Origin of the sequence: Lichenibacterium ramalinae (assembly GCF_004137085.1) — a bacterium.
Lineage (GTDB): Bacteria > Pseudomonadota > Alphaproteobacteria > Rhizobiales > Beijerinckiaceae > Lichenihabitans > Lichenihabitans ramalinae.
Map to the genome: position 1 here is coordinate 1 of NZ_QYBC01000026.1, position 13,681 is coordinate 13,681.

Here is a 13,681-nt window from a genome sequence, read left to right on the forward strand (position 1 = left end):
ACCGGCGCAAGCCATCGTTGCACAAAGGCGCTATCTACCCGACTCCGGTCACCTCACGCCACCCCGTGGGTAATTACTCGAGCAGAGCCTCGCCGCCCTGGCGCCGTTCGGCCGCGTCGTGGTGTACGGCACCGGAGGTGGCGAGACCTCGTTCTCGCCACGGTCCTTGCTCGGCAGGAACCAGACCGTCACCGGCTACTACGTCTCCCATTGGTTCCAGACCCGTCCCAAGCAGTCGATGGAAGCCTTCCGAGCGCTGGTCGATCTGATCACGTCGGGGAGGATCCCCGACCCGGTCGCGCTCCGCCTGCCGCTCGAGAGGGTCGGCGAGGCGCACCGAATGATGCAGGCGCGCGAGGCCCTCGGGAAACTGGTGCTCGATCCCTGGTTCTGAACGGCCGGATGCTAGGCCGGCCCTGAGCGATCGGTCCCTGGCACGGCGAGCCTCCGCTCGCCGTGCCGGCGCTCCCGGGCGGTAGCGGGTGGCGGCGCCATTCCGCCGTCACGGTGACCCGGGCGAGTGTCATGCCCAACGACGGTTTCCGGACGAGCAACGGCCCAGCATGCCGAAGAAGCGGATCTCGGCCGATAGGGTGGCGCTCATCATCAGTGGCGAACGCCGATCGGGTCACGGGCCGCCAGGGGGCGCTTGGCCCCGCGATCGCGATCGTCGTCCTCGACAGCTGCGCTCCGGGCAAGAAGTCCCTCGGCGTGGAGGATCTATCCCGGGGCGCCGCACGGCCTCTGTTCGACGCACAAGAACGACGTCAACGCCGATCACCTGGCGTTCGCGAGAGGCTGAGCCCCTCCCGGTCGCGCCGGCTCACCCGAGCCGTCGCTTCCGCGCGCTACTGAACCGCGGGAGAGACAGCTATCGCAGCAGGGGCGGTGAACTGGGGATGCGCAGAGCCGTTGGAGAAGTTCAACGTGTTCCTGTCCCCAGGCTGAATCGCAGTGGACGGGGTGTTGCGGGGAAGCCGTGTCACCGAATGACCGACCAACGCCTGACCAGCCTTGACGGTCTGTCCAGGCTCGATCGACCCTTCTTGCGCCGCTGCCATGCCTACGAGCAGCGCAAGGAATGCCGTCGTGCAGAGTGAGCGCATCGCAGTACCCTCCAGAACACGATAGGTAGCGGTTCGTTCGACTTTGTAAAGGGTCTAAGGCCTACTTGTACGAAGGCAGGTCGATGGGCGTCTTGGTGCTGATCTTCGAATTCCCTGTCTTGGCACCGTTGACCATCAACGCGTTCGGCGTGTTAAACACCAGTTGCACATTGGTGATGTGGTCCAGGGACGTATTGAGTTCGGGAACGTATCCGCTCGCCGAGGCTAGGAGTGTGTACTTCAAATCAACCCCGAGCTTGGCGTCTAAGGTGAATTGCGGGAAGAACTCACCTAGTACGACGACATTGGACGGTTCGAATATGGTATGGGTCTTGCTAACCCAATCTGCAGCCTTGATTTGGAACCACTCTGCGAGGGTGCTGTTCTAGATGTATATCCTATCGAAGTTGACGAACTTCGCGAGCCTGTTCGAGTTGAGCAGCAGATCCTGTACGTCCTTGGCCGCGTCCTCCTTCGTCACGCTCGTCTCGAGCGGATAGAGGGACTTGTAGCAGTAAAATCCAGCGTCTTCCTCAGGTATCTGATTATATACGGTAGAATACCTTACCGCTCTCGGAACGTCAGGGTCATTCCTATTGATCAAACTCTCTTTCGGCCCGAGATCACTGTACTGCGCGACGCCGATCGGCGTGCCGAACTCGGCCGTCAAGGTGTCGACGTACGACGGGCCGAAGTGAGCATCCCGCAGATCTCCGGAGCGGAGCAGTTGCCCCAATGTCGTTCCCTTCGGATCGGACGAAGGCTTCTTCCAGTCGAGCCCGAAGCTGGCATTGTTTACGATAATATTCTTGGTATCCATGAAGACATATGATAGCTGCTTCGAATCTAGGGCGATATTCGCGTTGCTGCGAATGATGTCCACGTGCCTGTGATAGGAATTAGGGCTATCGAGAAACTCCGACTTCAGATTACGCGAAGCCTCCTCTGTTATGAGGCCCCTCAGCTTATTCTCTACGATGAATGTCGTGATCTCGCACCGAAGAGACTTGACGTAATCAGGATACCTTGGATGTTGTCCGTATAGAGGAATGTTACTCGGATCGGGGATCCTGTAAGGATCCAGCGCGCACGCGGAGATCGACAGAGACAGGGTCAAGGCGAAAAACAGTGCTGGCTTCATGGCAGCGACTCAATAAAAAAGGCGAGTATAGGACGATGTCTGTAGGTCCGCTGTGGCGTCCACGCCACACTTGGTAGAGATTATGGTTCGTCGTGCGGTCGAACTGGGCGCCGCATGACGACGCCGCCTTCCGATGAGGCCGATCCCATTCGCGTCCTCCCGACCCGATGCCGGCCGTCGCCGGCACCGTGCGAAGAGGCGCCATCGGCTGAGCCCCGGCCGCGTCGCGCCCGATCCTCCGCCGCGCCGAGATCGGCATGCACCATGACGTCGCCGGGCCCTACCTCGCCAACCACCCGCTGGAGATGGCCAGGCGCAAGGATGCCAGGCGGATCGACAACGGCATTTAGGTGCCGCTGTCGATAGCCGCCGGACAGACGACCGCCCCTTCGTCGTTCCGCGGCTACTCTCTCTCTGGTGTCGGAGAGACTTGGAGACCCTCCTGGTCACCTCCGTCAGGAGCCTTCGGTCGGGACATCGTCGCCCCTCCGCGCGAGGATGTCGTTGGCCAGTGCACGCGACGTCAGGACCGTCGGCGTCCCCCATCTCGCGCATCGAAGGCGCTCGTGAGCTCGCCCTGGGCGAAGATGACCTCGCGCTTCTGGCGTGGCATCACGGCGTCGAGGTCTCCGGTGTGTATCAGCGCCGAACTTTGACCCCACTCCTTACCCGCGCCAAGCCGCTGTAATGGCACAAGAAAACCATGTTGGGATGGGGTCACGATCGGCGCCGATCGTGACCCCATCCTAAAAGGCGAATCTACGAACTTTTACAGAAGGTTGAACGTGGAACTGAGAGGGGTCAAAGTTCGGCGCTTATTTACAACCTGCGGCCAGCCACGCTCAAGGCCGGCCGGCTCCAGACGCGCCGGAGGCCGGACGTCGAGGCTGCGGCACTCGGGGCACCGCCCGCAGCGCGGCGGGTCGGCCCCGGGCTCGATCGTCCCGAAGACGCCCGTCATCAGACACTCGCGACGCCGCCCCGCCATGAGGGCGAGGAAGGATCCGAACTCACGCGCGGCCTCGGCGACCTCCCTCGACCGCACGGCGAAGATCCGATCCCACGCCGCGGCGAGTTCCGAGCCCTGCCCGAGCAGGGCGTCGTCGAGCAGCACGAGGTCCCAGGAGGGTGGGCCGGCCTCGCGCTCGCCGACGGAGTCGACCCTCAGCGCCCCGGCGCGTTGCATTAGAGCAAGCAGGCTCCGGTTCCAGCGCCGGTTCTTCTCGCCCGTGCGCCTGCCGAGGCCCTCCCTCGCGGCGTCGAGCGGAAGTCGCAGGCGGCGGCGGTCGCGGTCCCACGACGCCGTCGCGGCCGCGGCCAGCGCCTGCCACCGGGCCTCTGCCAGGTCACGCGTGAGCCAGGACGACCTCGCCATGCGGGAGGCGTCCTCCTCGTCGCTGCCGTCGACCCCGGCCACCGTGCGCGTCCACAGCGTCACCGACACGCCCTGGTGACCGTCGCGCGACGCGCGCCCGACCTCCTGGTACCAGCGCGCGGGAGACTCCGGCAAGCACGCGTGGACCACGCTCCGCACCCCCGCCTTGTCGATGCCGAGGCCGAAGGCCGAGGTGGCGACCACGAGGTCCAGGCGGTCCGCCGCCCAGTCCTCGATGATCCGACGCCGCGCCGCGGGATCGGCGAGTTCGCCCGTGAACAGGGCCATCCGCTCGTAGCCCCGCTCGTCCCGGAGGCGATCGTGCAGCGCCTCCGCGTGCGTCACGCGGGTCGTGTAGACGATCGCCGGCCGGGGCACGAGGTCGATCGTCGCCAGGAGGGCCGCGTCGCGGGCCTCGGCGGCGTCGAACGGCGCCACGACCAGGTCGAAGTCGTACCGGGGGACGCGGGCGTGGATCTCGCGCCACTCGCCGTGCCCGTAGGCCTGACGCAGCGTTCTGCGGGCACCGTCGCCCAGCGTCGCAGACAGGAGCACCGTCCGGATTTCGGGGTTGCGGGCGCGGAGGGCCTCGACGAGCCCCGGGAGACGCTGGAAGTCGGGTCGGAACGAGCGGCCCCAACTCTCGACGACATGGGCCTCGTCGACGTAGACGGCGACCAGGCGGCCCGCGAGGCCGAACTTGTCCGCGGCCGGCGACGAGGCCTCGATCAACGCGTCGCGCGCGGCGCCGAACGCCGTCTCGGGCGAGAGCAGCAGGACGGGCACCTCGCCCCGCCGGAAGGCGTCCACGACCTGCGTCCGCGCGGCCGGGCCCATGTCGCCCGTGAGGCAGCGGCTGCCCTCGAGTCCGGGGATCCCGCCGAGGGTCCGCGCGTGGTCCTCGGCCAGGGCGATGGTCGGCGTGATCACGATGGCGCACGCGCCGGGGTCGGTCAGCCGCCACCAGGTCGGCCCCAACTGGAACAGGAGGCTCTTGCCCGTGCCGGTGGGCATGCTCACCAGCATCGAGGCGCCTCCAGGCATCGTCAGGAGGGCCCCGACGGCCGCCCGTTGCGTCTCGCTCCGGTAGGAGGCGTGTCCCGAGGCCCTTCTCAGGGCCGCGTCGGCGAGCGCGTCCGAGAAGGTGGTGCGGACGGTGGGGTCGACGCGAAGGGCCGTCGCGAGGCCGGGGGCGACGTCGGCGAGGCCCTCCTCGACGAGGCGCACCGCGCGGCCGCCGTCGGCCTGCGCCAGATGAAAGCGGCGCAGCGCCGCGAACTCGGGGGGCCGCAGCGCGAGGCCCTCGACGGCGAGGTCGCTCCGCCCGCCCGAGAGCCTCGCGATCTCCCTCAGGAGCGCCAGCCTGTCCCCGACCGCGGTCGCCGCCGCCATCGCCGACCGCGCGCGGGTCAGCGAACGCTCAAGCCACTCCGCCGCGGGGCTCAATCGGCTGGCCCCGTCCCGCGACCCGCTTGGCACCGCTCCGGGCGGTGCCAAGCGGGCGACGCGGACGTCGTCGCCTTGAGGCTCGGCGCGGGACCGTAACCGCCGCACTGCGCTTCCTGACCGATCAGGCGATCTATTCGTCCCATGCTCTCCGGCACCCGACCCTTCTCTGCCGCAGCATCCATCCGCAAACCCTACGAAACGGTAGCGCTGCGGACCAGGGCCCAACGTTAACGTGTGTAAAATCCAGAAACGTGAGACCGTCTGCGGGACAGCGCCGCGTGCTCGTGATCCCGGCTGCCGTGCCTCTGTCGAGCGTCGTACAGGCATGCCTGAGCAGATGACATATTGAAACAGCCTTGGCATCGGCCTGTTTAAGGGCTGGATGGCCCCGGTCAGGACGAGGTCCTGTGAGGCTCGGCGTCGAGCGGTGTCAAGCGCCATCCAAAACTGAATTTTGAGGAAACAAGGAACTGACCTTCGTGTATATCCCTCAGGTTAGGCAGATAAAGGTTAAAGCTAAGCACTTTTTGAGAGTATTTTGCTACGCTGTTTCCAGCGGAGTTGATAGTTATCACCGCGAATGGTGATCACAAAACTATTAACGTGGGCGGTCCAGAAGCGCTGCCGTGCTTCTCGCGAGTTTCCCGGAAAGCTGGGTTACGCGTCGCAAGATCACGCCGGACACCCAAAGCGGGTTAGTCGATGGAAGTCCCCACAGCAATGAATTCCTCGCGCTGGTTATCGATTTCATTCGTTTGTTCTTCATCTCCGCACTCACCCTCGAGGTACGTCTCGTCATTCAGGTCAATATCCTGATTATAAAATTCCTCGATGAAATATCCTTCGAGCGGCTTGTCTTTAGCTTCTAGTATCGGCTTAGTTACTCCAAAAAATGGAAGAACAAAGGGCTCGCCCCTCAATATACGGGCCTGCATTTTGCCCTCAGCGCGGTTTGCGTTTCGTTTCCACTTGACGACGTGTATATCAACGATCGGGACGCGAGTGGGAGGCGCTTCGGCTGTAGGCGCAGCGGCCGATTTTTGCGGCCGATGTAATCCAGCTGCCTTCGTGACTCTCGTCTTAATTAAGACGTCACCGGGTCGTATCTTCTGATATTCATTTGAACTCTGTTCGTTCAAAGTCCAGAGAAAATCGACATATAGGCGATCGTTGCCACCATAGTCATCAGGGTTAAGGTCTTCCTGCTCTTTCGTTACCCTCTCCGGCCTAGAGAGATCGAGATCGATTTGGGAGACAACATCTCGGTTGAATTCGCCATCGCGCTTGGTATAATTCGGCGCGATTATTGACCTGAAATAAAATCTTGGCATCACAATCCATAAACGCCCCCCGACTCGACCCCAAGTACCTTCGGCACAGTACCCCATGGTCATTAAATAAAATCGCAACCCGTACATCGATTTCATAGATAATAACGTCTTGAGATTGATGTGCGAATATTTGTCCTCACCCAATATCGCTTGGTACAAAGGACGTGACAGGCTGAATTCCAGTTCGCCCGCTTCTAGCCCAGCTTTAAGGATGAGTGGCGTAGCGGACTTAATTTTCTTTTGCGGACAGATCACGTCCTGGGTCGCTGTGATGCTTGTTGAAATCAGGCGCGTCAAAGATGCGTTCAACCTCTGACGGTTACCATGGAAGAGTTTGTGTATCAGCGGCTTGAACGGCACTTTCCATGTCAGATGACTCGGTGCGTCAGCGTCCGATTGCCATGTGGAACCGGCGATCTCCTGATCGGACATAAACTCATTGCAAATCGCCGCGAGCTTGAAGAATAGCACAAGGTCTCTTGTATTGGCGCCGCCCCTTAAAATGAGACTCCGCAGAAGCCACCCGGGGAAGGGAACCTCTATCGAATCATTGTCATGCGTATCGTCAGTAGGGTGAAAAAGAACGCCTCGAATTCGGGGTATACCGAACCTGAAAGTTGCCTTTCGATTGATTATTATCCGACGTTCAACTGCCCTAGCCAGTGACAGGATCTTGTCCGCATCCCAACCCGCGAAGCCGGTGGCTACGGCGCCAGGCTCGATGGACTCGCTGTCTAGCGGGAATGACATCAGGAATTGTCGTGCCGTTTCGCCGTCCCTGGGTGAAGGGGGCAGTGCGTCGTGGGCGGAGATTTGCGTGCTGCCGGGATAAGGACGACGGTGCGGCCGACGCAACCGGCCCCGTAAAGGCGGGAGGGAGGGAAAGGGACGTACATGATCCAACGGTCGACACTCTGGGATGAATGGACGAAAACGGCTTCGGTCGCGCATCATCCCGCGAATTGCAGGTCTCGTCGAGGTCGTCGCGAGATACACTCTCCTGGATGTGACCCACGTGAGGAACGATCCTGCCCGGCACGTAGGTGCGACGCAACGGACGCAGGTGCGACTCCGCGCTCAAAAGCGAGGCGGAATGCGGACCATCCATAAGTTGCATAAACAGGTAGAAAGCGGCCGATCCGAGTTGTCTGAACAAACTCTCTCATCGTATCCCTCATGCCGCGTCGAAATACCTTCGGAATAACCTTGGAGTTTTATGATCATTGCGGGAGGTAAGTGCCTTCGTACCCTCCGACGGGCTGTGGGATTTTGTAAGCGAGGGGGAGGACGGAAGGCTCGCCGGTTTATAGCGGCCCATTGCCCGGCGAGGCAGTTGCCGCGATTTACCTGCACCGGGTGAGCGGTGATAGCGGCCACAACCGATTGATAACAAGGCCGATGCGCGACGACGCGGGAAAGGGCCATCCCGGAAACTCCTTGCCTTGGTTCGGGTCGGTTCGAACAAAGTGGCTCACCTCCATCCACGCTGGAGGTGAAGTTAGCTCCTGAATGGCCTCAACGATCTTTGCTTAATTCCGGGGGTAATTGGCCTAAGCTTCTCGCGCTAGCATGTGAAAGTTTGTGTTAAATCGTGAGGCATGACTCTCGCTCCCGTGGTTCGGGCAGTTGGGCCTCGTTCGTGCCCTTCAGGCCGCGCCAGTCGGAAGGTACTGGTCCGCTCGTCTACGAGGCGCAGCGTCGATGCGCAGACCCGGAGACTTCGAAGCCGACATGGCCTACGGCCGAGTCTGATCATGGTGATCGTCCACTAGCAGGGAACGCGCGCCGCAAACTCACCCGGATGTCACGCCGCGATGGCGTTGTCCTCCTCGTAGATGACGGGCTCCCACGAGCATGTCGTCTCGCCATGCATGGAGCGACCCAACTCCACTTTAATAAGACGGTCACCGACAAAGGTGGGGCTGAGTTCAAGGGCGAGGTATTCAAACAGGGCTCGATCATGCACGGCGAGAACAACGCGCCGTCCGTGTTGTCGCTTCAATGTCCTGAGCAGCGCAGCGAATTGCGAGATATGTACATCATCCATGTTCTGCACTGGGTCGTCGATCAGCAACCAGGGAAGATCCGGCTCAACAGATAGATTGAGCGCCAGGAACAGCGTAAGGGCCGCGGTGTTGAGATTGCCCGCGCTCAGCATCGCCTTGGGATTTCCGCCCTTCCTACCCTGGCGATAGATGGTCTCCAGCTTGGCTTCCATGACTGTGCCGATCCTGCTGGGCATCGCGAAGGCGGGGACGAAGGGCTCTTCTGGTGCCAGGCGGATGAAGAGTTCCCGCCAGACCGCGTTCAGCCGTTCGTCGAAGACCTTTCGCACGATACGCGAGCGGCTCTCGTTGACCGTCCTGATCAGGCCCTTGGCCAACTCGATACGGCGGTCGGCCTCGTCCTTTGCCTTCTCAAGCCGGTCAAAGGCTCGTTGCTGGGTCTCAAGGGCTTCCCTTGCCGACTTGAGCTTCGCATCGATCGCCCGAAGCGAGACGAGCGCGAGCGTAGCCTTGCGGCGGCTCTCCTGTCGTTCGGCGAGCGAGGCCTCACGCTGAGCCACGGTTGATGCAAGTTGGGACAGCGCGTCGCCGATGGCGTCGTCCGTGCCCAGCGGCGCCTCGCCCGCTTGGACCGCGAGATCGGACGCGATCTCCCGCAACGTCGAGACGGCATTGTCGCGTCCGGCAAACTCGGCGAGGCGCTTCTCGGACGCCTGCGCCTTCGAGCGAAGCCTGTCACCCTCCGCCGCCTCGACCATCCGTGACTCGAGCGCCAGCCTGGCTTCCGACAGCGTCGCCCTACGCTCCTTCAAGGCGTCCCTGACGCCGTCCTCCACAAGTCGACCTGAGACCGCATCACGCTCCCGTTCGGCTTGCAGGAGCGCGCTCGCCGTCGTCGAACGATCCTTCGCCACGGCCTCAAGTCGCCCAGCCTCCTGTGTCAAGGCCGCGATACGTCTGGACAGGTGCGCAGCCAACGGCACGGACGAGACCTCTCGAAAGTTCCGGCCACAAACCGGGCAGTCGTCTTCATGCACATGGGGCACGACCTGAGTCAGAGCGCGGGCGAGTTGCTGGGCTACTCCCACGCTCTCCCCGACGGATCGGTCGAGCAAGGCGAGCCTGGCCTGGCCGCTGCGGATGTCCGAGGCGATCTGCTCCAACCGCGTATGATCGATGTCGTGTCCGTTTAGAACCTCGGTGCATCGAGCAACTTCTGCATCCACGCGAGCCGACGCGACCCGACATGCGTGCTGGTAGGTGACATCGGCCGGGTTTTCGGCGATGCCAAGGGCTCTCCCGATGTGGCCGAGCACATTTTCGAGTTCGCCACCGACCCCGTCGCGCCAAGCTCTTAAGGCCGAGTCGTTGGCACGGTGTTCCGCCTGCACGACGGTCAACGCAATCATGGCATCGGCACCCGACAGAACGCCCCACTCCTCCATCGCGACTGCTATCCGCCGACGCAACCTCGCCTGCTGCAACAGCGACGGCTCCTCGGATTGCTCCTTCAGGCGCTGAGCGAGGCGTTCGCGATCGTCGAGCAAGATCGTCAAACCCTCGTCGATCCCGGCGATGAACAGGCGCAGTTGTTCCTTCGCGAGTTCCAGGTCCGCTTCCGACGCGGCGACCCCGGCCCGGTCCGCGCGCAGCCTGTCACGTAGCCTGGGAATTTCGTCCTTGGCCGCAGCATACTGGGGCACCGGTTCGCGAAGACGGAGGACGTTCCCCGCAGTCCGCAGGCCGTCCGTAAGGGCATCGAGGCGGTCGAGGCCGAGAAGGTCCTTGACGAACCGCTGCAGGGCCGAGGGGCCCGACTTGCCATCGGGCGCCTCGTAAATCTCCAGCAACCGACCCAGCGTGGCCTGGGACAGGTAACAGCGTTCGCCATAGAACCTGGCAAGCCGGCCGCCGAGCGCAGGGGCACCTTCCACGCCGGCGGACGTGACCTTCAGCGACGTCTCGCCGATCCCGCCCGCCATCCGGGTCCGCAAACGCACCGAACCCGTGCCAACGGCCTGGTGCGGCAGGTACTTCAAATAATCCGGCTCCACCCGACTCATGGACGGCACGTCCCCCGTCAACGCGAGTTCGATGGCCGCCATGAGGCTCGTCTTGCCGGTCCCGTTCTGGCCATGGATCAAGACTACCGGTGCGTCGAGGGAAAGTGAGACGTGACCGCGAATGCTGCGGAAGTCCTCGACCGTCAGGTGTTCGATGGCGGACGTCACGAGGAGCCGCCCCGGTCGTGCCAAGCTTCCGCGAACGGTTCCGCGACGAGCGAGTGGAGCAGCCTCGCGACCGCAGCCTCCCCTCGCAGCGACGCGGCAACCAGGGCGGCAGACATCTCATCGTGCGTCTCCGGGACGGCGTCGCCGCCGGCCAGGACGTCATCTGCCGCGGGGTCGGGCAACCGGAGGGGCAGGAGAACGGCCAAGCGGTTGCGTAGGTCCGCCTCGTCCAATAAGTGTTCCACGGGTAGGACGCGGCAAACCCGGGCCATCCCCGACAGGTCCTCGGCACTAGGACGGCTTCCGACCACGACCGTGGTCAAGGGCCGGCGGGAGCCCATGACGTCCAGCGCCCTAGCGACCCCTTCAACCTTCTGCCTTGCTCTTTTGTCGAGGCCGGTCCCCATTTCCACGACCAAGACCAAATCGGTCGAGTGATTGCCGCCGAGTAGGGCCGCCGTGAAGTCGAAGTCGATCCCTCCGACTTTTATAGGCATTTTCTGGGGGCGATATCCTGCTTCCGCAAGAAGCCTGACCACTTGTTCGGCAGGTGTCGTCGCCATCATAATGCGGTCTCCTCCCGAAACCTGACCATGAGCATGTCAGCATCCCGGTTGGACGCAAGCAAGGCGCCGATGCTCACCTCGCGCACCCATGTCTTCCCTCGCCGGCCAAAAGAGCCACTCGGCGACCGCACCGAGGTCGGTGGGAGGGCCGAGCTGTGGACGATGATGGCATCGTCTTTGTCCTCCACGATTCCTAAGGCGCGCAACTGGATCGCGGACTCCGCGGTCGCCGAAAAGTAGATCCGCGCGGAACCGGTGCCGCTTTTCAGGACGGCTGCGGCGGCCTTTGGTAGGACCGGGTCGTCCGATGTTATGCTCCAATCGCCGGCCTCCAACCCCATCCCGAGAAGCCCGGCGCCGACTGACGCCTCCGGCAGCCCCGACGCCCGAACGTCGGCGTCATCCATGAACTGCTGGACCGGCGTGCTGGTGATGGGCTTGTAAATCCCTTCGCTTGGGCGGCGTCCTCTTCCCATGTGCAGCAAGGACATGACGTACCCGACCCTTCGGAGGAAGGATTTCGTCGACCCGTCATCCCACGCGTTGGATGACGCGATCTCATCCCTGAGCCTTGCCAAGCCCGCGGCGATCCGGGCCCCTTCCGGCCCAGGCAGCCGCGCCTCAGCCAAGTCGGCCAAGAAGCGCGCCTTCGTCGTGAGCACGTGGAGGAGGAGCGCCGGCAGGAGGCGGGACGCGTATGCGCGGACGAGTGCCTGCTCCTTAATGGCCGCCCTGGTGTAAGGTTTATATGCAGCCCCGTAGACGTTTTGAAGGAGCGCTTCCTGGTTCAGTCCGAGGGCCTGCTCGGAGAAGGCGTACGCCGGCGGGTCGCACGGCCATCCCCAGGCCATGTCCTTGGCCCCCGCCACGAACAGGTCCTGAATGTCGGCGTCCTGCGCCGAGAGCCCAAGCATTAGAGTGTGGCGGGTCGTCGCCAGTCCGACGAGGCAGTTTCGCATCGGGGCCGCCGGGTGGGGGAACGCGGTGACCTGCGGCTGCCTGCCGATTAATGCTTCCCTGTAACGGGCCGGGTCAGCCTTGGCCTTCACCGCGCAGCCATGAAACTTGTAGAGGTTCGCCCGAAGCGGCGTCTGCCGAAGGTCCATGGAGTCGGCGTGCGTCCGCATGACCAGGGCGGCCCCGACGAGTTCGGCCAGCGCCTTCTCCACGAGCCCATCCCAGTTCGCGCTGACGACCTCGGACGCCACGCCCTCCACGATCAGGGTCGCGACGCAGAGATGCTCGACATCCGGTTCCTTGCCGGGATCCGCATAGGTGTTGGGCACGTCGACGGCTTCCCAGAGCAGGTAGTCCTGGGGCTCGCCGTCGACCTCGACGTTCAGCATCTGCGCATACTGGTTGACTAGCCTTCCGGCGATGACGTCGAGGTCGGGCCAGGTGGCTGGGTCAGCATCGAGGTCGCAGCGGGCAAGCTCGTCCTTGGTCGGCCCGGCGACTGCCAGGACCCGGCCCAGCGCATCCCTGAACCGGCAGGCCGGGTTGCCCAGCTCGACCCGGGACTGGAGGAACCCGATGACCTTCTTCGTCACCGCCCTCAGGCCGGGCAAGCGATTCAAAGAGATCCCTGATCCCAACCACAAGGCGTAGTGGTCATGCGCCACGGCTTCAGCCAAGCCCACATGCGGGCCGTCCAGAAGGGTAAGCATCTCGGGAATGGTGATCGTTGCTGCTGTCGGAGGCATGACGGTCGGGTGAGGCCGCCCTGGAAAACCAGCGACGGCTTGGCTATGGATACGCCATTATATCGAAGGTTGTGCGGGTCAGGCCAGCCCTCGTATCCAAACTATCGATGTACCCGGTGGCTCGAAAGCTGCGGCACGCACGCCGCGATCTGCCATGCGGGCGCAAGGTCCACGCGAGCCAAGTCCGCGCCACTGGTCGATGTAGGCCGATGATCCCATCTTAATCGATCCGGCGAATGGTCTAGGAGCGAGAGCGTGATCCGCATCCTCCACACCGCCGATTTGCACATCGGGGCAACTCTCCGCAGACACGGCAGGGAGAGTGAGCAGTGTGCCGTGCTCGACTTCGTGGTCCCGGACCTGCGCAAGGCGCACACCGACGCGGCGCACGGGATCGCCGACCTGTCCAAACCGCGAGGGCTTGCCACGCCCATCTCGCGGCGACGCGCGACGTCCTGAATAGCAGACATCATCGGCAACGTGGGGCTCCGCCGTGACGACGCTCAGCGCATCTCCGAGGGCCGCTTCACCCGGGTCGAGGCCGACGTCGATCGCTTGCAGGGCGCCATCGTGCCCCGGGGCGAGCACGACGCCCACTGGGCCGACCAGCGCTCCAGGCACACCGAGATCCAGCGCCAGGTCGACGATCTCAGGGGCCGGATGGAGGGCATCTACTCGCCCAAGGACCAGATTCAGAGCATGCAGCGGCACATCGAGGACCTGGAGGCGAGCCGGGCGCGAGGGCGGTGAATAAAAGCTAAGCGGACGTAGCT

The 13,681-nt window shown here is 63.3% G+C and carries 8 protein-coding genes and 1 pseudogene; 3 read left to right on the forward strand and 6 right to left on the reverse strand.

Annotation, left to right across the window (positions count from 1 at the left end; translation table 11 throughout):
- Nucleotides 1-88: 88 nt before the first annotated feature.
- Nucleotides 89-394, forward strand: a pseudogene (locus D3272_RS23560) (zinc-binding dehydrogenase); the annotation flags it as partial.
- 1,097 nt (nt 395-1,491) lie between these two features.
- Here D3272_RS23560 and D3272_RS23565 read toward each other — a convergent pair.
- The 6 genes from D3272_RS23565 to D3272_RS23590 all read right to left on the reverse strand — a co-directional run bounded on the left by D3272_RS23565 (nt 1,492) and on the right by D3272_RS23590 (nt 12,755).
- Nucleotides 1,492-2,247 (reverse strand): hypothetical protein, encoded by a 756-nt coding sequence (locus D3272_RS23565; protein ID WP_129221663.1) that lies wholly within the window; start codon nt 2,245-2,247, stop codon nt 1,492-1,494.
- A 769-nt stretch (nt 2,248-3,016) separates the two neighbouring features.
- Nucleotides 3,017-5,014: a DEAD/DEAH box helicase gene (locus D3272_RS23570; RefSeq protein WP_165361499.1), complete on the reverse strand. Its 1,998-nt coding sequence runs from the start codon at nt 5,012-5,014 to the stop codon at nt 3,017-3,019.
- A 752-nt stretch (nt 5,015-5,766) separates the two neighbouring features.
- Nucleotides 5,767-6,873, reverse strand: a complete 1,107-nt coding sequence (locus D3272_RS23575; RefSeq protein WP_129221665.1) for a hypothetical protein — start codon at nt 6,871-6,873, stop codon at nt 5,767-5,769.
- Between the two features lie 1,333 nt (nt 6,874-8,206).
- Nucleotides 8,207-10,639, reverse strand: coding sequence for an AAA family ATPase (locus D3272_RS23580; protein WP_165361500.1), 2,433 nt, complete (start codon nt 10,637-10,639; stop codon nt 8,207-8,209).
- Nucleotides 10,636-11,205 carry a hypothetical protein gene (locus D3272_RS23585; RefSeq protein ID WP_129221667.1) on the reverse strand — a complete coding sequence of 190 codons (570 nt, stop codon included), beginning with the start codon at nt 11,203-11,205 and terminating at the stop codon, nt 10,636-10,638. The genes D3272_RS23580 and D3272_RS23585 overlap by 4 nt, the downstream gene beginning before the upstream one ends.
- Nucleotides 11,202-12,755 carry an SIR2 family protein gene (locus D3272_RS23590; protein WP_165361501.1) on the reverse strand — a complete coding sequence of 518 codons (1,554 nt, stop codon included), beginning with the start codon at nt 12,753-12,755 and terminating at the stop codon, nt 11,202-11,204. The genes D3272_RS23585 and D3272_RS23590 overlap by 4 nt, the downstream gene beginning before the upstream one ends.
- A 408-nt stretch (nt 12,756-13,163) precedes the next feature.
- Here D3272_RS23590 and D3272_RS23595 point away from each other — a divergent pair, with 408 nt between their 5' ends.
- The gene (locus D3272_RS23595) at nt 13,164-13,367 is read left to right on the forward strand and encodes a hypothetical protein (RefSeq protein ID WP_129221669.1); all 204 of its coding nucleotides are present in this window, start codon (nt 13,164-13,166) and stop codon (nt 13,365-13,367) included.
- A 21-nt stretch (nt 13,368-13,388) separates the two neighbouring features.
- The gene (locus tag D3272_RS23600; protein ID WP_129221670.1) at nt 13,389-13,658 is read left to right on the forward strand and encodes a hypothetical protein; all 270 of its coding nucleotides are present in this window, start codon (nt 13,389-13,391) and stop codon (nt 13,656-13,658) included.
- The last annotated feature ends 23 nt before the right edge of the window (nt 13,659-13,681 follow it).